This is a genomic window from Streptococcus milleri (assembly GCF_900636525.1).
Taxonomy (GTDB): Bacteria; Bacillota; Bacilli; order Lactobacillales; family Streptococcaceae; genus Streptococcus; species Streptococcus hominis.
In genome coordinates this window covers 1-20000 of record NZ_LR134288.1, presented here as the reverse complement: position 1 = coordinate 20000, position 20000 = coordinate 1, and the positions used below count along the sequence as shown (strand labels likewise).

Here is a 20000-nt window from a genome sequence, read left to right as displayed (position 1 = left end):
CTCCTACCATCCCCTAAAGGATCCACAGCTTCGGTAAATTGTTTTAGCCCCGGTACATTTTCGGCGCAGGGTCACTCGACTAGTGAGCTATTACGCACTCTTTGAATGAATAGCTGCTTCTAAGCTAACATCCTAGTTGTCTGTGCAACCCCACATCCTTTTCCACTTAACAATTATTTTGGGACCTTAGCTGGTGGTCTGGGCTGTTTCCCTTTCGACTACGGATCTTAGCACTCGCAGTCTGACTGCCGACCATAATTCATTGGCATTCGGAGTTTATCTGAGATTGGTAATCCGGGATGGACCCCTCACCCAAACAGTGCTCTACCTCCAAGAATCTTTCTGTCGACGCTAGCCCTAAAGCTATTTCGGAGAGAACCAGCTATCTCCAAGTTCGTTTGGAATTTCTCCGCTACCCACAAGTCATCCAAGCACTTTTCAACGTGCCCTGGTGCGGTCCTCCAGTGAGTTTTACCTCACCTTCAACCTGCTCATGGGTAGGTCACATGGTTTCGGGTCTACATCATGATACTATGGCGCCCTCTTCAGACTCGGTTTCCCTACGGCTCCGTCTCTTCAACTTAACCTCGCATCATAACGTAACTCGCCGGTTCATTCTACAAAAGGCACGCTCTCACCCATTAACGGGCTCGAACTTGTTGTAGGCACACGGTTTCAGGTTCTCTTTCACTCCCCTCCCGGGGTGCTTTTCACCTTTCCCTCACGGTACTGGTTCACTATCGGTCACTAGGGAGTATTTAGGGTTGGGAGATGGTCCTCCCAGATTCCGACGGGATTCCTCGTGTCCCGCCGTACTCAGGATCCTGCTAGGTATAAAGACTATTTAAAATACGAGGCTCTTACTCTCTCTGGCAACCTTTCCCAAGGTTTTCTTCTATAATCTTTAAGTCCACATCGCAGTCCTACAACCCCGAGAAGTAAACTTCTCGGTTTGCCCTCTTGCCCTTTCGCTCGCCGCTACTCAGGCAATCGCTTTTGCTTTCTCTTCCTGCAGCTACTTAGATGTTTCAGTTCACTGCGTCTTCCTCCTCATCTCCTTAACAGAGATGGGTAACAGGTAGTACCTGCTGGGTTCCCCCATTCGGATATCCCTGGATCTACGCTTACTTACAGCTCCCCAAGGCATTTCGTCGTTTGTCACGTCCTTCTTCGGCTCCTAGTGCCAAGGCATCCACCGTGCGCCCTTACTAACTTAACCTTATCTTTGACCTCTCAGTCATATACTCATTAATATTCACAGCGTTTTCGGTTTATTTTCTTGTTACTATTTGATATCGTTATTCAATTTTCAATGTGCTAATCTTAGGATATTAAGAGACGGTTCGCTTGCGAAAACTTCTGTAGAAAAATAGGAAACTGACGCTGTGTTCGTCGAACACAAGGAAGTTTATCTTTTTTCCTAAGAAGTTAGTCTCATATGCAACTTCACTTCTTTATTAAGTTCAGTAGGATTCTATCCTAATGGAGCCTAGCGGGATCGAACCGCTGACCTCCTGCGTGCAAAGCAGGCGCTCTCCCAGCTGAGCTAAGGCCCCACAAGACCTCTCAAAACTAAACAAGACAAACTCAATGGCTTCCGTTTTTTCCTTAGAAAGGAGGTGATCCAGCCGCACCTTCCGATACGGCTACCTTGTTACGACTTCACCCCAATCATCTATCCCACCTTAGGCGGCTGGCTCCTTACGGTTACCTCACCGACTTCGGGTGTTACAAACTCTCGTGGTGTGACGGGCGGTGTGTACAAGGCCCGGGAACGTATTCACCGCGGCGTGCTGATCCGCGATTACTAGCGATTCCGACTTCATGTAGGCGAGTTGCAGCCTACAATCCGAACTGAGACTGGCTTTCAGAGATTAGCTTGCCGTCACCGGCTTGCGACTCGTTGTACCAGCCATTGTAGCACGTGTGTAGCCCAGGTCATAAGGGGCATGATGATTTGACGTCATCCCCACCTTCCTCCGGTTTATTACCGGCAGTCTCGCTAGAGTGCCCAACTCAATGATGGCAACTAACAATAAGGGTTGCGCTCGTTGCGGGACTTAACCCAACATCTCACGACACGAGCTGACGACAACCATGCACCACCTGTCACCGATGTTCCGAAGAAACTTCCTATCTCTAGAAATAGCATCGGGATGTCAAGACCTGGTAAGGTTCTTCGCGTTGCTTCGAATTAAACCACATGCTCCACCGCTTGTGCGGGCCCCCGTCAATTCCTTTGAGTTTCAACCTTGCGGTCGTACTCCCCAGGCGGAGTGCTTAATGCGTTAGCTGCGGCACTAAGTCCCGGAAAGGACCTAACACCTAGCACTCATCGTTTACGGCGTGGACTACCAGGGTATCTAATCCTGTTCGCTCCCCACGCTTTCGAGCCTCAGCGTCAGTTACAGACCAGAGAGCCGCTTTCGCCACCGGTGTTCCTCCATATATCTACGCATTTCACCGCTACACATGGAATTCCACTCTCCCCTTCTGCACTCAAGTTAAACAGTTTCCAAAGCCTACAATGGTTGAGCCACTGCCTTTCACTTCAGACTTTTCTAACCGCCTGCGCTCGCTTTACGCCCAATAAATCCGGACAACGCTCGGGACCTACGTATTACCGCGGCTGCTGGCACGTAGTTAGCCGTCCCTTTCTGGTTAAGTACCGTCACAGTATGAACTTTCCATTCTCACACTCGTTCTTCCTTAACAACAGAGCTTTACGATCCGAAAACCTTCTTCACTCACGCGGCGTTGCTCGGTCAGGGTTCCCCCCATTGCCGAAGATTCCCTACTGCTGCCTCCCGTAGGAGTCTGGGCCGTGTCTCAGTCCCAGTGTGGCCGATCACCCTCTCAGGTCGGCTATGTATCGTCGCCTAGGTAGGCCATTACCCTACCTACTAGCTAATACAACGCAGGTCCATCTACTAGCGATGCAATTGCATCTTTCAAGCATCTAACATGTGTTACATACTGTTATGCGGTATTAGCTATCGTTTCCAATAGTTATCCCCCTCTAATAGGCAGGTTACCTACGCGTTACTCACCCGTTCGCAACTCACAGTCTATGGTGTAGCAAGCTACGGTATAAACTGTGCGTCCTACTTGCATGTATTAGGCACGCCGCCAGCGTTCGTCCTGAGCCAGGATCAAACTCTCATATAAAGTTTGAGCTCTCACTCATTTCTGTCACTGACAGATTTATTGTTTCTTTTTAATGTTTGACGGACTGTTCTTAAACAGTCGCCTGCACATTGGTTCGTCTTGTTCAGTTTTCAAAGGTCTTTGTCGCCCCTCAAGCGACAACTATCTTAGTATATCACCTCCTCCTCTTCTTGTCAATACCTTTTTTTATCTTTTTTTATTTTTCTTAAACTTTTTTCTTCCAAATTGATAGTTCTAAAATGAAGTTGGCCACTCCGAGTGTATGAAAAACATCTCAAAGAGATATACTTGTAGTTCACCACAAACACAAGGAGATTCTTTAAGATGCCTACTCATTATACCCAAAAAGGCAAGCACTTAACAATAGCTGAGCGCCGTTTAATTGAAAAATGGAAGGACGAGGGAAAATCAAATCGTCAAATCGCTCTCTTGCTTGGAAAAGCACCTCAAACTATTCATAATGACATCAAGCGTGAGCTGGTTCGCCAACAAGTACGCAAGGGAAAGTTTGAACTGCTCTATTCTGCAGATACTGCTCAAAGTCGTTACGAATCAGCTAGAAAGGAGTCTGTCCGAAAGTGTCGACTTGATAAGGCTACCAAGGAGAAAATCTTGCACTATATCAAGCAGAAATACTCTCCCGAAATGATGATCAATGCAAAGAAAGTCAATGTCCCCATATCTACCATCTACTACTGGATTCATCATGGACAGCTAGGACTGACCTACAAGGACTTGATTTACCCCAGAAAGCCAAAAACTGAAAAGAAGAGAGCTAGTCCACGGTTTAAACCTGCTGGGAAGTAGTCTATTGAGGAACGACCTGAAATCATCAACCAACGTCTTGAAAATGGGCATTATGAGATTGATACCGTCATTCTGAACAAGCAGAAAAATCAGTGCCTTCTCACCCTCACTGACCTCAGAAGTCGGCACCAGTTCATCCGACTAATCTCTGACAAAACCGCTCCGTCGGTCAATCAAGCTATCACTGCACTTATGGAAACTAATACCATCAAATTCATCACGGCTGATAATGGAACGGAGTTTAATAGACTAGCTGAGGTATTTCCACAGGACAACATCTATTACGCGCACCCTTACTCCTCACGGGAAAGAGGAACAAACGAGAATCAGTACAGACTTATCAGACGATGGCTTCCTAAGGGAGTTAAGAAAATAACCCACAAACAAGTCACTTTCATCGAAAATTGGATTAATAACGATCCTAAGAAAGTTTTAAACTACAAGTCACCTCAGATTTTTTTGTTGACTTGCTAACTTCTACTTGAATTTTAGCCTTTTTATAACCTTTGAAAAGGGAAAATCCTGACTTATCTTAATCGCTATAGTCCTTTAAGTAGGCTCTTAATTCTCGAATCATGGCTTGGCGGCCTTTGAACCGTTCATCGGCTAGTAAGCGCTCGTACTGCTCCTGTTTCTCTGGGCTCAGTTGAGCTTGATAGCTCTTTAGCTGGTCTCGGAGAATCACCAATTCATCCAGATATAGTTCTTTTAGGCTGAGCTTGTGACCAATCTCGCTCACTTCTTCATAAGCTTGACGATCAAGTTTGCGTTTTTGACTTTCCTGCTTACGGAGGATGTCCAAGATATGATTACGAAACTTGGTCTTATAGTAAACATAAAGCTGATGATCTTCTTCTACTAGCTGCGGATAGCAACTCACCAACTGATAGAGCACCAACATGCCCTCTTGGTCCCAATCGCTTAATTCCCACAGGTGGACATAATATTCCCTCCGACACTTCAACACAATTCCTCTCACCTTGGCATATAACTCCTTGAACTCCATTTCCTTCTCCTTCCTTTTACTTACCTTTTAAGGATAACATGAAGGAGAACCCTTTGGTTTTCTTCTATCTATTTTTTATCTTAGTGCATCTCTTTTGGGTCTCGTGAACAGCATCCCTGTCACTTCAGATGTCTTCTGAAGCTGTTCAGCGGATAAAATTAAAGAGTTTGGGACAAAAAGATTTTAATTTTTAAAAATCTTAATTATTAAGCCCTTCAAATCTATAATTAAATGCGAAAAGCGAACAAAGCAGAATTCTGATTACCAGAAAACTAGTTTTGTTCGCTTTTTATATTTGAGGTTGGACTTTTGTCCCAGCCTCTTTAACATTTTAATTTATTCTGGTTTTTGCTCTTCCATTTGAGATTTCACTTCATCATAGCTCAAAGCATGTGAAGAACTTGCATTTGGTTCATCAGGCATTTCGCCAGTTTCATATAATGATTTGATTTGATGACTATCAAGTGTTTCGTATTTAAGAAGAGCTTCCGCAATTAATTTATGCTTTTCGCGATTTGATTGGATAATTTCTGCTGCTTTGTTGCGCGCTTCATTAAGCAAATTACGAACTTCTTCATCAATTTCATATGCAGTTTGCTCTGAAATTGATTTTTGTGGGCTCGCAGCGCCAAACATCGCATGGTTTCCTTCATATTGAACCGGACCGAGTTTTTCACTCATACCATACTCTGTTACCATCGCACGTGCCATTTGTGTAGCTTGTTCAAAGTCATTTGAAGCGCCTGTAGTTTGGACGTTAAAAATAATTTCTTCAGCAACACGTCCACCCATAAGTCCTGCCAATTGCTCTTTCATATCTTCTTTAGATAAAAGAGTCTGATCTTCTTTCGGAAGAGCAATCATATATCCACCTGCACGACCACGAGGTACAATGGTTACCTTGTGAACGACACGTGCATTTGATAAAACAAGACCAACAATCGTATGTCCTGCCTCATGATAAGCGACAATTTGCCGATCACGTTGTGAAACTGTCTTATCTTTTTTAGACGGTCCTGCAATAACACGATCTTCTGCTTCATCTATATCGGAAGCATCAATAACTTTTTTATTTCGACGCGCTGCGACAAGAGCCGCTTCATTTAACACATTTTCCAAATCAGCACCAACAAAACCAGGCGTTTGTTGAGCAACTAGTTTTAAGTCAACATCTTCAGCAAGAGGTTTATTTCTAGCATGAACACGAAGGATAGCTTCACGACCTTTTACATCTGGTTGCCCAACAAGAACTTTACGGTCAAATCGACCAGGACGCAGAAGCGCCGGATCTAGCACATCACTACGGTTTGTTGCTGCAATAACAATAATTCCTTCATTACCTTCAAAACCATCCATCTCAATCAGAAGTTGATTAAGGGTTTGTTCGCGTTCATCGTTTCCTCCGCCAAGTCCAACTCCACGTTGACGACCAACAGCATCAATTTCATCAATAAAAATAATCGCTGGGGCTGCTTTTTTTGCATCTTCAAAAAGAGAGCGAACACGGCTAGCACCGACACCGACAAACATTTCAACGAAATCTGAACCTGAAATACTAAAGAATGGAACACCTGCCTCACCAGCTACTGCTTTAGCAAGAAGGGTTTTACCAGTCCCTGGAGGGCCTTCAAGAAGAACACCAGCTGGTATGCGAGCTCCTAGTTTTGTATAACGTTTAGGATCCTTTAGAAATTCAACAACCTCAACTAGTTCTTGTTTTTCTTCTTCCGCACCTGCTACATCAGAAAAACGTACTTTTATATCTTCTTTGTTTGTCGCACGCGCTTTATTACGTCCAAAGCTCATGGCTCCACGCGCTCCACCGCCTCCACCTTGATTCATCATAGAGAACAGGAAGAAAGCAAAGATGGCAAATGGCACCAGAGTTGTCAGCACTTGAATCCAAACACCACTTGAACTTTCACGTTTAATGGTGATTTCAGTTCCTTTATCTGAAGCTAATTTTTGTAATTCAGCTACCGTTAAGTCTGAAGGTAGAATAACACTAGTAAAGCGGCTTACAGAGGTAGAAGAAGGAGTAAAAAACTGAATACCACTATTATCCTTTACCTTCTTTTCTTTCTTATAAGTACCTGCAACTTCAATAACACTACCATTTGGCTGATAGCTAATATCCTTTACATTTCCATTTCTAATTTCTTTAACTAACTCAGTATAGTTAATTTGTTGACTGCGACCTACAGAACTTCCAGCTGAAAAATACTGAAAACCTGTAATAACAACAACAATGATTAAAATATATAGGAAAGGATTTTTTATAAAACCATTATTTTGTTTATTTTTCATCTATCTATCAATATACCTTTTTATTTTGTATAAACTTCTTCTTTTAAAACCCCTACATATGGTAGATTTCGATAGTTTTCATCAAAATCTAGACCATAACCAACTACAAATTCATTTGGAATTGTAAAACATGTGTAATCCGCTTCAATATCAACTTTTCGTCCTGCCGGCTTGTCTAAAAGTGTAGCAATTTTAACAGACGCAGCTTTTTTCTCCCTAAATAATTCACACAGACTTTTCAATGTTTTTCCCGTATCAATAATATCTTCGACAAAAAGAATATGACGTCCAGCAATATCTTGATCAATATCTTTAATAATATTGATAACACCACTACTAGATGTTCCACCATGATAGCTTGACACTAACATAAAATCCATTTCAATATGGGTATCAACATGCTTTATCAACTCTGCCATAAAAGGAATGGAACCTTTTAGAATTCCTACAAAAATAGGATTTTTCCCTGCATAATCACTAGTTAATTGAGTTCCTAAATTTTTTGCTGCTGCCACGATCTCATCATGTGAAACCAAAACTTTCTTAATATCTTGTTCTAGCATCTTCTTTACCTATCTAAATTTTGAATATAAAGTTTGTTATACATTATATCATTTTTTTGACTCTTACTCAAATCACATGTTACGATTCCAGCAATTGCTAAGATTTCCCCATTTTGCTCAATAACAATAGCATTTTTTCTTTGATCTATAGGAATTTTTTGATCAATAAAATACCGACGAAGCTTTTTATGGTGTTGGTTCAAGATAATTTCATCTTGTTCTTTTCTATGTCGAAGTAAAATTTCTGTTTCACGTGAAACAAATACTTCTTGGATGTTTTTTTCATGAAGCTCCTTTCCAAAAGAAAAGCGATAATGACCATATTCCACAATATCGTTATATTTTAACAAAATTGAATCCACTTTTAAATCAGACTGTGGACTGATTTTACGAATCTCAAAGGAATCATAATTTTTATATAACTCATAACCCGCTTTAAGTGGTTGCTGATAATTAGATTGCTTGTTCAAGATTGCTAAAATATCAGAAAACTGTGCTTTACTAAGCTGCAAATCAGGAAATTTCTTTAAATAAGCCTGTAGCAAAAAACTTTGCACAGAGTAAGGTTGAGATTTAAATTCCTGCAGATTCGTCGCTACAATATTTTTAGTTAAATATGCTAATGCATCTTGCATTTGAGAAATTTCTGTTCCCAATTCTATTAAATGCTTCCTGAACTGCGGATTTTCTTGTTCTAACAATGGAAAATACTCATTTCGAATTCGATTGCGCAAATAATGGTTCTCTTGATTTGTCCAATCCTCAAAATGAAAAATAGGAGGGAAATTTGATTTTTGAAAAGAAAGCAACGGTCTTATCAATTCTCCATTTGCAAATTTTTGTTTTTCTTTCATTCCTGAAATATGAAATAAACGGCTGCCACGAAGAATTCTCATAAAAATCGTTTCTGCTTGGTCATCAGCATGGTGTGCTGTCACCAAAGCTGTGCAATTTTCTTCTAACATAATTTTTTTGAAAAAAGCATAGCGAAAATCACGCGCTTTTTGTTCTGAGAATGGTCCAGAAAAACTTGATGTAAAAATGCTTACACCAAGTTTCGTTGCTATTTTTTTTAGTTCTTCTTCCTCAAAATCAGATTCTTTTCTCACTCCATGATTAATATGAGCAAGAAAAATTTCTATTTCTAGTTTTTCGCGATATTTATAAAGCCAGTCAAGCAAAGTCATAGAATCTAGTCCACCAGAAATAGCAAGTAAAACTTTTCTATGATGTCTGAAATAGCCTTTTTTTTGCACCATTTGAAAAAATTGTTGTTCTATCATTTTAAAACCTCATAAATATCATCTGCAATTTTAGAAATGATGTCATAATCAGCATGATTTGTAAAAATAGACAGAACAAAAGGAGAATTAGCATAAACAATTGCAACATCATGCTTAAAATCATAAGCATCCCCAATTTTATGAGCCACTTTTACATTTATATTTTTAGAAATACGTTGCTCATCAAAATTTGTTTGTGATAGTGCATTGATAATGTCCCCATTTTGTTCATAGATAGCTTCCATCACATTTCCTGCCATCCTTGCTGAAGCATCGCGTTTTTCCACATCCCATTTTTTCCCAGCAATTTGCTCAATTGTTGCTTGATAAGTGCTGTCTGATTGATTAGTAATATAATATCCTAAAATATTTGTAGCTGCATTATCTGATTCTTTTGCAATATGGTTCATCAAATCCTGAATGCTGTAGGACTTATTATCTGATTTTTTAGAAATGCTTCCACTACCTTCTGTATCATAAGCACCTGAATAGTCATTTACAGCAGGAATATATTTTAAACCAGAAGATGATTTGTATTTTCCTTCATTTAATTGCTTCTGAGCGTAATAAAGAATAGGAAGTTTTGCCACACTAGCAGAATACATTTCCAAATCTGGGTTTATACCAGCAGTTTTTCCAGAATCTAATTGTTTTACATAGATCGAATAGTCTGCTTTATTGTACCTGCTTGTTAAAATCTCTTGAACTTTATCCATACGATTATCTGTATCAGACAAGTATTTCACATCAATCCAACCTTTGCTTTCAACATGAGCATATTTTCCTGATGCCGTCTCAGCAAGTTGGGTCACTTTCACCGAATGATAAGAAGATAAATTCGTCTTAACTTCCTTTGTTCCATTTACAAAAGGTTGATTGTAAACTACAAATGATTGCCTAAGCCACATTGTTTGAGAAATATCTGCACTAGATTGGACAACATCATCATAAATCATTCGTTTATCAGCAGGAACAAATTGCCCATTTGCGAGTTTAAAAACTGGGAGTCCTTGTTCATTGACTTGTAAGTCAAAAAGTTTAATTGATGTATTCGGAGTTAAACTCCCAGCAACTTTTTCTAAATTTAAGGACGTATAAGTTGGAATTTGCTCATAAACATTTGGATTGGTTGGAAGATCCGTGTAGTAGTTACTGTAGATCGTACTAGTAATTTCATACTGTTGCTTTGCAGTCAATTCGACATCTTGTTCCGTACTTACTACTACTTTTGCAGTAAAAAATGCTGGCAACAATAATAGAAATAGCAACTTACGCATGCTCTCCCCTTTCCTTTTTAGTCTCTTCTAATTTTAAAGCCTGATTCTTTCTGGATAATTCTTCTAATTTTTCATCAGAAAACTCCAAAAATTGTTCAATCGTTTTTAATAAATTTTCCATCCTTACTGTGGCAACAATCCTGGGATTGTATAGATATATTCCCCTTGTTTAGAATAATAATATTTAGCACGTGCATATTTAGCAGCATATTCTTCATCTTTTAATTTATTAGCAAAAGCTTTTTGAGATTCTTTTTCGTTACTTATTTCTTCGTATCTCTTTTGTAGATGCATCAATTGTGTTCGACGTTCTAATAAATTTCGATAGCTTTGAACCAAATTAAATGTCGGTAAAATAAACAATAAGATGACTAAAATCAACACCCACCCCATAAAGCGATTCTTTTTTCTTCTTTCTTGCTCTAAATAACGGCGATGTTGGTTTTCATCTTGTATATAGCGATTATTTAATTGAACAATATTTCTAGCCATCTACTTCTACCTTTGTTTCTTTTATAATTTCGTACATTTTAGTGGCATCTTCTTTTTTAGTACTGTCTTTCATTTCTAGAACACGAACTAATAAAATTTTATTTCCAAAACGAATCTCTATTTCATCATTGATTTTTAAATCTGTTGAACTTTTAGCTAAAATTCCATTTACTTTAATTCTTCCCTTATCGGCCACCTCTTTAGCAATAGGACGACGTTTTATAATACGGGATACTTTTAAATATTTATCTAATCTCATAAAGTTACCTCAATTTATTATTTTACCATTTTTTAAGAAAATATTATAGATGAAAGCGAAACTTTACAAAATTGTAAAGTTAGCAATTTTTCTTTTGATTTTTAATTTCTACTAATTTTTCTGAAAACTGCAAAAGTCCTTCTAAAATTTCATAATCTTTTTTATTTTTTACATCAAATATAACTTCAATCAATCCCTTATTTTCTGAAATTCTTGCTTTTAAATTTGTCACAGAAAGAGCTTCAAAGTAATCTTGAGTTAAGAAAAACTGTTGAGAAACCTTTTCAAATCGGACAATCACAGATTGTTGCTTTTTTTCAACAAGCTGGACAAAAGCTTGATCTAAATAAGACTTTACAAGGCCAATTTCTAATAAAAAGGCAACAACATCTGGATATTCTCCAAAACGATCTATCAATTCATTCTGTAATTCTTCATAATTTACACGATTGTCAATCTCGCGAATACGTTTGTAAATCTCAATTTTCTGCCTTTCATCAGTAATGTAATCGCTAGGAAGATAGGCATCAATCTGCAAATTAATTTCAGCATTTCCTTTTTGCCTTCTTTTTTCTTTACCTTGTTTTTTAGCAATAGCCTCTTCTAATAATTGAGAATACATTTCAAAGCCAACAGAATCAATAAAACCAGATTGTGAACTTCCTAAAATATTTCCAGCACCACGAATAGATAAATCTCGCATAGCAATTTTAAAACCAGAGCCTAATTCTGTAAATCCTTTTATAGTTTCCAAACGTTTTTCAGAAATTTCTGTCAAAATCTTGTCAGGACGATACATGAGATAGGCATAAGCAATACGATTACTACGACCAATACGCCCTCTTAATTGATATAAAGTTGACAATCCCATGTAATCTGCATTTTCAATAAAAAGAGTATTAACATTAGGAATATCAACACCAGTTTCAATAATAGTCGTTGTCACCAAAATATCATATTCCCCATTGATAAAATCAAGTAAAGTATTTTCAAGAAGAATTTCACTCATTTGACCATGTACATATCCAATAGAAGCTTCTGGAATCAATTCTTTCAATTCTGAAACTTTTTGCTCCATTGTGTCAACTTTATTGTAAAGATAGTAAACCTGTCCTCCTCGATCCATTTCTCTTAAAACTGCATCTCGAATAACTGTTGCATTATTTTCTAAAACATAAGTTTGAACTGGGTAGCGATTTGTTGGAGGAGTTTCAATAACTGATAAATCACGTATACCTAACATAGACATATGGAGTGTACGAGGAATAGGGGTCGCCGTCAAAGTTAAAACATCAACTTTTGTTTTCAACTCTTTTAATTTTTCTTTATGCTTAACTCCAAAACGTTGCTCCTCATCAATAACAATGAGTCCTAAATCAGCAAATACAATATCTTTTGACAGGAGACGATGCGTTCCAATAATAATATCCACCTGCCCTTTTTTTAATTTTTCTAAAATTATTTTTTGTTCTGATTTACTTTTAAAACGACTTAATACTTCAATGTTGATAGGAAAATCGTTAAAACGCTCCTTAAAGTTCGTATAGTGCTGTTGAGCTAAAACCGTAGTGGGAACTAAAATTGCCACTTGTTTATGATCATTTACTGCTTTAAAAGCAGCTCTCATAGCTACTTCCGTCTTCCCAAAACCAACATCCCCAACTAAAAGACGGTCCATAGGATGATCACTTTCCATGTCTTTTTTAACTTCTTTTATAGAACGCAACTGATCTTCTGTTTCTACATAAGGAAAATCATTATCAAATTCTTGCTGATAAGAATCATCACTAGAAAACGCAAATCCCTTTAATTGACTTCTCTCTGCGTAAAGTTTAATTAAATCCTCAGCAATGTCTTCAACTTGATGTTGTACTCTCTGTTTAGTTTTTTGAAAACGTCCATCATTTAATTTATTGATCTTAGGCGCTTTACCATCACTTGCAACATATTTAGAAAGTAGATGAATCTGATCAACAGGAATAGAAATACGATCTGCATTTTGATATTGAATAGTGAGATAATCACGATGAATTCCTGAAATTTCAATCGTCTCAATTCCTAAATATCGCCCAATTCCATGAACGTTATGAACAACATAATCTCCTTTTTCCAGCTCATTATAATTTTTCAAACGTTCAGCATTAGAAATACTTTGCCTGCGAACTTTTCGTTTTACTTTTTTTTGCAGAATATCATATTCAGTGATTAAAACAATTTTTTCGTCTACAAAATTAAATCCTTGAATTAAACGTCCTTCTACTAATTGAACAGCATGTTTATGAATTTTAGTATCATTAACATAATCAAGTGGAATTTCATATTCTTGTAAACTTTTATGTAAACTTTGTAAAGTCAATAAAGAATTTGATTGTATAATAACTGTGTAGTTAGATTTTTTATAGCGACTGATTTCTTCTTTCAAAAGCTGAAATTGACTAAAAAATTCCTGCATAGGATACTGATTAAATTGATAAAGAGAATCAAATTTTAAATTTCCCAGTCCTTTATGAAAATTGGAAAAGAAGGTAGCTGGTTTATACTTTCTAAATATTGAATAAACATCTACAAAATAAGATTGATTTTCAACTGCTTTACTATTTTGTAAATCTTCTGTCAATAAATTTGCTACTTCTAATTGAAACTTAGCATGTCTATTCATAATTTTTTGAAAATCATCAAAGAAAATTGGGCTATGTTTTGGAAGATAATCAAGAATTGTCCATTCATTTTGATAAAAATAAGACAATAATTTTCTAATATCAGCATGCTGAGTTTGTTCTTTTATATTAGCTAAAACTTCCTCTAAATAGGATTTCAACGTTAAATCAACAGTTTTTTCTATAAGATTTTCTATTTTTTTCTGTGCATTTTTATAATCTGCTTTAGTAACTATGATATCTGTAGCAGGATGAATATGCACATGTTCTACATTTTGAATAGAAATTTGATTTTCAGGATTAAATAGACGAATACCATCAACTTCATCACCAAAAAATTCAACCCGAAAAGGTATTTGACTAGAGCGCTCGAAAATATCTAAAATATCACCACGAAGACTGAATTCCCCTTGATTAAACACTTGTGATACTTGCTTATAACCCGAATTTGACAATTGATGAATCAAATCTTTTAATTCATATTCTTGCCCTATTTTTAGATCAATATAAGCTGAATTGAAATTAACAGGATCGGGTAAAAATAGTTGACTAGCTGCCACATTAACTATCAAAAATCCCGATTGTTGAGAATCTAATAAAAAATCTAAAGCTTCTAAACGAGAAAAAATCTTTTCTTGAGAAGAAAAGACAAACTCAGCTAACGGAGTATCATCTGCAAGAAATGTATATACTTTTTCCTCTCCCAACAATCCAATCAAGTCACTAGAAAGTCTTTCTGCTTCACTATAAGTAGACGTTAAAATCAAAATTTTGTGATTCTCCTCTACACAAGAGGCCATTGTAACAGCCTTAGTTGAAGATGACAAACCCATTAATAACTGCCGAGTTGATTTACTTAGATTTCTTTGCCAATCAGCTATCTGTTTATTTTGATTAAATAATTCAATAATATCCATCTTTTTATCCATTGTACTGTTGCATTGTTTGTTCAAAATTATTAGACTGTAAATAATAATTTACAGCACTGTCAACTTTGTCAAGTGTATTTAAAATTATAGCATAGTCTCCTTTTGAAAATTTTCCTAACACATGGTGAATAATGGTTATATTATTTTCGGGACGACCAATACCAATTTTAATTCGTTTAAATTCTTGGGTTCCTATATGTTTGATAATTGATTTGATGCCATTGTGACCACCAGCTGATCCTTTTGCTCTAAGTCGTATTTTTCCTACTTCCATATCTAAGTCATCATAGATAACCACTAAATCTTCAATATCTAGACCATAATAAGATAAAAGAGCATGAACAGCCTTTCCACTCTCATTCATAAAGGTCGTTGGTTTGACAAAATACACTTTCTCACCATTAAAAAATGTAGAAGCTATTTCTGCTTGAAAAATTTTATCAGTTGTAAACTTTAAATTTTGTTCTTTACACATTTTGTCAATTAGCATAAATCCGACATTATGTCTTGTTTCAAAATATTTTTCTCCAGGATTTCCCAAACCTACAATCATCTTTACCATTTTTTACCTCTAAAAAGACCAAAAGGGCTGGAAAAGTTTTTCCAACCTCGTTTATATTTAGTTTACAATGCTTTACACATTAAATCTAAATTCCATAATATCGCCATCTTGAACGATATATTCTTTTCCTTCTTCACGCAGTCGTCCTGCTTCTTTGACTGCTTTTTCACTTCCATATTTCACTAAATCATCATAAGACATAGTTACAGCACGAATGAAGCCTTTCTCAAAGTCTGAGTGAATAATGCCAGCTGCTTGTGGTGCTTTCATGCCACGTTTAAATGTCCAAGCTCGAACTTCTTTTTCTCCTGCTGTAAAATAAGTTCCAAGTCCTAATAAATGATAAGCTGCTCTGGTTAATTTGTCAACCCCAGATTCGTTCAAGCCCATTGCTTCAAGAAATTCAGCTTTATCTTCATCATCTAGCTCAGAAATTTCTTCTTCAGCACGCGCAGATATAACCACTACCTCTGCATTTTCAGTTGCTGCAAACTCGCGAATTTGTTGAACATACTCAATATTATCCGGATCTGCTACCTCGTCTTCACCAACATTCGCAACATAAAGCACTGGTTTTGTAGTCAATAAAAATAATTTTTTGACAATCTTTTGTTCTTCCTCATCAAATTCAATGGTACGAGCTGATAAACCATTTTCTAAAACTGGTTTGATTTTTTGCAAAACATGAAACTCAGCTACTGAATCTTTGTCTTTTTGCGTTCGAGCAACTTTTTCTACACGTGTGTAGCGTTTATTGATACTTTCTAAATCTGCTAAAATCAACTCAAGATTAATTGTTTCAATATCAGCCATTGGGTCAACAAAACTTGACTCACGTCCTTGTTCCCGCATAACATTTTCATCATCAAAAGCCCGAACCACATGAACAATGGCATCAACTTCACGAATGTTAGCCAAAAATTTATTTCCAAGACCTTCTCCTTTTGAAGCTCCTTTTACAATCCCTGCAATATCTGTAAACTCAAAAGTTGTTGGCACTTTTTTCTGTGGTTTGATAAGCTCTGTTAATTTATCCAAACGAGCATCTGGAACTTCTACCCGTCCAACATTAGGGTCAATCGTTGCAAAGGGATAATTAGCTGCCTCTGCTCCTGCTTTTGTAATTGCATTAAATAAAGTGGATTTTCCAACATTAGGCAATCCCACAATTCCTGCTGTTAAAGCCATTTCGCTCTTCCTTTCATCTTTTCAATTCAATAAACCATTATATCATATTTACCACTATTTGACTTATAACTTAATCATTTTTGTAAAATGTTGTTTTTTCCTTATAAAAATATTATAATTTTATTAAGGTATAGGAGGTAATACTATGAAAAAAAGATATTTGAAACCATTATTGGTCGGTTTTGTTGCAGTTTTTTCACTCATCACTCTCATTGCATGCGGGTCTCAGGAAAAAAAGATATCATTTCAAAGAATTGATCAAAATTTGCAATACGACTTACGTTTAACCTATTATTATAAAGGAGATATTGTCACAAAACAAACTACTAATTCATTTTGGTCTTACAAAGCTTTAGGGGCTACTAAAAAAGAAGATGTTAAAGACAAAATTGATAAAGCTTCTCAAATGTATCAAAATATTGAGGGAATTAAAGAAAAAGTCACTTATGAAGAAAAGGGAGTTAAGGAAATTGTAGAAATTAACTTTAATAAAGTAGACTTTGATAAATTAGCAACCTTACCTGGAATGTATACAGATAAGAATACGAGAAAAACTAAAAAAGTTAGTATGAAAGCTAGTAAAGAACTCTTAACAAGTAAAGGTTTTAAAGAAATTACAGACGGTAAATTTGAAAAATTAAAATAAGATTATGAAAAGGTGCTAAGAAATCAATTTCCTAGCACTTTTTTTAGTTTTCGTTCAAAATCATATCGGCTCATCATCACGATATGTTGGCAATTTGTACAGCGAATTTTAATATCCGCACCCACTCGAATAATTTCCCAACGATTTGCTTTTTTGCCTGTAGATTTAATCGTACAAGCATGTGGTTTTTTCATTTCAACAAAATTTCCTACATCATACATTAGTTTGTTCTCACTGGTGTAATCAATTGAATAAAGTTCTCTGTATCTTCATTTGGAACTAAAGTAAATGGACGTACAGCCGAAATAAAGCTGATTGTAACTTTTTCACTATTAATAGCTTTCAATGAATCAATTAAATACGTTGGATTAAAACTAATGGTTAAATCTTGACCTGATATACTTTCAGTATCAATTTCTTCATTTACACGGCCAACTTCAGGAGAGTTCACATGTGCACTAACTACACCATTTATAATTTCTAATTTAACTGTTCCATTTTGAGTTGCATTTGAAAGAAGGCGTGCGCGTTCCATTGCATAACGAAGATTATTTTTATCAAATGTTACGATACTAGTAAATTCTGTTGGAATTAAACGATCGGTATCAGGATAATTTCCCTCTAACAGCCGAGTGTAGAAGCTAATATTTTCACTTCTAAAGAGTAATTGATTATTTGTGAAGTAAATCTCTACTGTTTCAATATCATCCGTAAAAACGGCTGAAAATTCTCGTAGAGAACGACTAGGAATAACAACATCAAAATTATCCCCATTTTTTTCTAAAACAATCTTCTTTTGACTCATCCGATGAGAGTCTGTTGCAACCGTTTTTAAATTTTTATTTTCTGTTAAGACAAAATGAACCCCCGTTAAAATCGGGCGACTTTCTTGTGTACTAGCTGCAAAAGCTGTCTCGTTAATAATATTTTTAAGAACACTTGTTTCAAGCACCAAAGGATTACTTGCTGAAATTTCTTGAATACGAGGGTATTGATCTGCATCTTTTCCTTTTAAAGTAATTTCTGATTTGCCACTAGTTAAAACAATTTGCTTTTGCTCAATTTCTTTAAAATCAAGTGTAACATCAGGAAGACTTGATACAACATTGATGAAAAAAGTTGCTTCAAGCAAAATGGAGCCTGAAGAGGTCACTAAAAGCCCTGCATTTTCGTTTTTAATTGAAATAAAATTTTCAATAGAGATTTGTCCATTTGAACCAATTAATGTAATTCCTTCATTTGTAACATCAATTTTTACTGTAGAAAGAATTGGAATAGCATTTTTAAGACTAATAGCGCGTTTGGTTGTATTTAAAGCTTGTAAAAATAAATTTTTATTGATTGAAAAGTTAATCATAGACACTCCTTTTATTATTTTATGATTATTAAGTTAATAGTAATAGTAGTTTGTGTGAAACTTGTGGAAAAGTTTCCTAATCAGCGATAAAACACAAAAACAGACCTGTTTATAAATTGTGAATAACTTTAACATTTTTTTGCAATTATCCACAGTTATCTGATTTTATTTTTTATGTTTTCTATTTCTAATCGAAGATTATCATCCGTTTCTAGCATTGTTTTTATTTTCCCATGAGCATGTATGACCGTTGTATGATCTTTACCGCCAAATTCTCTTCCAATTTTTGGAAGACTATTATCGGTTAATTCACGGGCCAAATACATAGCTACTTGTCTAGCAAGGACAATATTTTGAACCCGACGACTTCCTTTCATTTCTTTAACGCTAACTCCATAGAAATTTCCAACTTCTGTTTGGATTTTATCAATTGGAATAACTAAAATTTGACTTGCATCTTGTTTTCGAGCTCGAATAGCTTCAGCAGCAGCGTCAATTGTAATTTCTTTCAGATTTTTTACTCTAGCCATAAGAGAAATATCATTTAGAGCACCTTCTAAATCTCGCACATTTGAATCAAATTGACCTGCTAGATATTCTAAGGTATCATTTGGAAAGATGTAATCTAAATCTTCTATCTTATTACGTAAAATGGCGATTCTTGTTTCAAAATCAGGTGGAGTAATGTTTTGAGTTAATCCCCATTTGAAGCGCGTGACTAAACGTTCTTCAAGATTATCCAGATGATCAGGACTTCGGTCACTTGTTAGTACAATTTGTTTATTGTCTCCATGTAAAGCATTAAAAGTATTGAAAAATTCTTCTTGAGTAGAAACTTTCTTTCCACCTAAAGACTGAATATCATCAATCAATAAGAGATCGAGGCTTCGATAAGTTCTCTTAAAACTTTCCATTTCCCCTAATCGAAGATGTTCTAAAAAGTCGTTGATAAAAGTCTCAGCAGGAATGTATTTCACTCTAGCATCAGGAATATTTTCTAAAATTTGATTTCCAATTGCATTTAGTAAATGGGTTTTTCCTAATCCTGGTCCACCATAGATAAACAATGGATTATAAGTTGTTGCTAAATTTTCAGAAACAGCGAGTGCCGCCGATAGAGCCCAAACATTTCCATCGCCTTGAACAAAATTATCAAATGTATATTTTGCTTTTAACCCGGTTTCAATAGGAGGAAGACTTGGTTTAACTACTGAATGATTTGTATTTGTTGATTGAGTAACTTCATCATTTTCCTCTTGAAAGATATAGTGTACGGTAATTTGGTCATTATAAATTTCAAAACCTGCAGTAATGATGACATCTGCTAAATTTTGATCCCAAAATAATTGTTTGACAGGACTGTCAAGAAGTACAGTAGCTTGAAAATTTTCAACTTTCATTAACCGAGCTCCTGAAACAAAATAATCATATGTATTTTTTTTGATTTGTTTTTGAGCCAATTCTAAAACACGCGCCCAAAAATTAGCTTCTTGTGACAT

Annotated in this window: 15 protein-coding genes, 1 tRNA gene, 2 rRNA genes and 1 pseudogene (1 of these 19 running past the window's edge); 2 read left to right on the top strand and 17 right to left on the bottom strand. The window is 36.1% G+C overall.

Annotated elements, in window-relative coordinates; translation table 11 throughout:
* The 3 genes from EL087_RS00095 to EL087_RS00085 all read right to left on the bottom strand — a co-directional run.
* A 23S ribosomal RNA gene (locus EL087_RS00095) occupies positions 1–1219 on the bottom strand; it reaches 1682 nt to the left of the window's first position.
* A 264-nt stretch (positions 1220–1483) separates the two neighbouring features.
* Positions 1484–1556: transfer RNA gene (locus EL087_RS00090), tRNA-Ala, on the bottom strand.
* Positions 1557–1612: 56 nt separating this feature from the next.
* Positions 1613–3168 (bottom strand): 16S ribosomal RNA (locus tag EL087_RS00085).
* The 16S and 23S rRNA genes sit together here with 1 tRNA gene alongside, the layout of an rRNA operon.
* A 324-nt stretch (positions 3169–3492) precedes the next feature.
* On the opposite strand from EL087_RS00085, the pseudogene EL087_RS00080 reads away from it, so the two are divergent.
* A pseudogene (locus tag EL087_RS00080) lies at positions 3493–4501 on the top strand (IS30 family transposase).
* Between the two features lie 6 nt (positions 4502–4507).
* On the opposite strand, the gene EL087_RS00075 reads toward EL087_RS00080, so the two are convergent.
* The 11 genes from EL087_RS00075 to ychF form a co-directional block, all read right to left on the bottom strand.
* Positions 4508–4981 (bottom strand): sigma-70 family RNA polymerase sigma factor, encoded by a 474-nt coding sequence (locus EL087_RS00075; protein WP_126405994.1) that lies wholly within the window; start codon positions 4979–4981, stop codon positions 4508–4510.
* A gap of 336 nt (positions 4982–5317) precedes the next feature.
* Positions 5318–7288 carry an ATP-dependent zinc metalloprotease FtsH gene (ftsH, locus tag EL087_RS00070; RefSeq protein WP_003029496.1) on the bottom strand — a complete coding sequence of 657 codons (1971 nt, stop codon included), beginning with the start codon at positions 7286–7288 and terminating at the stop codon, positions 5318–5320.
* A gap of 20 nt (positions 7289–7308) precedes the next feature.
* Positions 7309–7851, bottom strand: coding sequence for a hypoxanthine phosphoribosyltransferase (gene hpt / locus EL087_RS00065; protein ID WP_003040808.1), 543 nt, complete (start codon positions 7849–7851; stop codon positions 7309–7311).
* A gap of 5 nt (positions 7852–7856) precedes the next feature.
* Complete coding sequence (gene tilS / locus EL087_RS00060; RefSeq protein ID WP_126405991.1) at positions 7857–9134, bottom strand: tRNA lysidine(34) synthetase TilS; 1278 nt, start codon at positions 9132–9134, stop codon at positions 7857–7859.
* On the bottom strand, positions 9131–10411 hold the full coding sequence (locus EL087_RS00055) for a serine hydrolase (RefSeq protein ID WP_003029501.1): 1281 nt from the start codon (positions 10409–10411) through the stop codon (positions 9131–9133). The genes tilS and EL087_RS00055 overlap by 4 nt, the downstream gene beginning before the upstream one ends.
* Entirely contained in the window at positions 10404–10532 is a 129-nt protein-coding gene (locus EL087_RS09455) for an SP_0009 family protein (protein WP_003026834.1), read from the bottom strand. Before EL087_RS09455 ends, EL087_RS00055 begins: the two co-directional genes overlap by 8 nt.
* Before the next feature lie 2 nt (positions 10533–10534).
* Positions 10535–10903 (bottom strand): septum formation initiator family protein, encoded by a 369-nt coding sequence (locus EL087_RS00045; protein WP_003029503.1) that lies wholly within the window; start codon positions 10901–10903, stop codon positions 10535–10537.
* Positions 10896–11162 carry an RNA-binding S4 domain-containing protein gene (locus tag EL087_RS00040; RefSeq protein ID WP_003029504.1) on the bottom strand — a complete coding sequence of 89 codons (267 nt, stop codon included), beginning with the start codon at positions 11160–11162 and terminating at the stop codon, positions 10896–10898. The genes EL087_RS00045 and EL087_RS00040 overlap by 8 nt, the downstream gene beginning before the upstream one ends.
* Positions 11163–11241: 79 nt before the next feature.
* Positions 11242–14748, bottom strand: a complete 3507-nt coding sequence (gene mfd, locus EL087_RS00035) for a transcription-repair coupling factor (protein WP_126405989.1) — start codon at positions 14746–14748, stop codon at positions 11242–11244.
* Positions 14741–15310: an aminoacyl-tRNA hydrolase gene (pth, locus tag EL087_RS00030; protein ID WP_003032454.1), complete on the bottom strand. Its 570-nt coding sequence runs from the start codon at positions 15308–15310 to the stop codon at positions 14741–14743. The genes mfd and pth overlap by 8 nt, the downstream gene beginning before the upstream one ends.
* A gap of 72 nt (positions 15311–15382) precedes the next feature.
* Positions 15383–16498 (bottom strand): redox-regulated ATPase YchF, encoded by a 1116-nt coding sequence (gene ychF / locus EL087_RS00025; protein ID WP_003029509.1) that lies wholly within the window; start codon positions 16496–16498, stop codon positions 15383–15385.
* Positions 16499–16643: 145 nt separating this feature from the next.
* On the opposite strand from ychF, the gene EL087_RS00020 reads away from it, so the two are divergent.
* Entirely contained in the window at positions 16644–17144 is a 501-nt protein-coding gene (locus EL087_RS00020; protein WP_126405987.1) for a YehR family protein, read from the top strand.
* A gap of 23 nt (positions 17145–17167) precedes the next feature.
* On the opposite strand, the gene EL087_RS00015 is transcribed toward EL087_RS00020, so the two are convergent.
* The 3 genes from EL087_RS00015 to dnaA form a co-directional block, all read right to left on the bottom strand.
* Positions 17168–17365 carry a DUF951 domain-containing protein gene (locus tag EL087_RS00015; protein WP_022526716.1) on the bottom strand — a complete coding sequence of 66 codons (198 nt, stop codon included), beginning with the start codon at positions 17363–17365 and terminating at the stop codon, positions 17168–17170.
* The gene (gene dnaN / locus EL087_RS00010) at positions 17365–18501 is read right to left on the bottom strand and encodes a DNA polymerase III subunit beta (protein ID WP_059221678.1); all 1137 of its coding nucleotides are present in this window, start codon (positions 18499–18501) and stop codon (positions 17365–17367) included. Before dnaN ends, EL087_RS00015 begins: the two co-directional genes overlap by 1 nt.
* A 155-nt stretch (positions 18502–18656) precedes the next feature.
* The gene (gene dnaA, locus EL087_RS00005; RefSeq protein WP_049533213.1) at positions 18657–20000 is read right to left on the bottom strand and encodes a chromosomal replication initiator protein DnaA; all 1344 of its coding nucleotides are present in this window, start codon (positions 19998–20000) and stop codon (positions 18657–18659) included.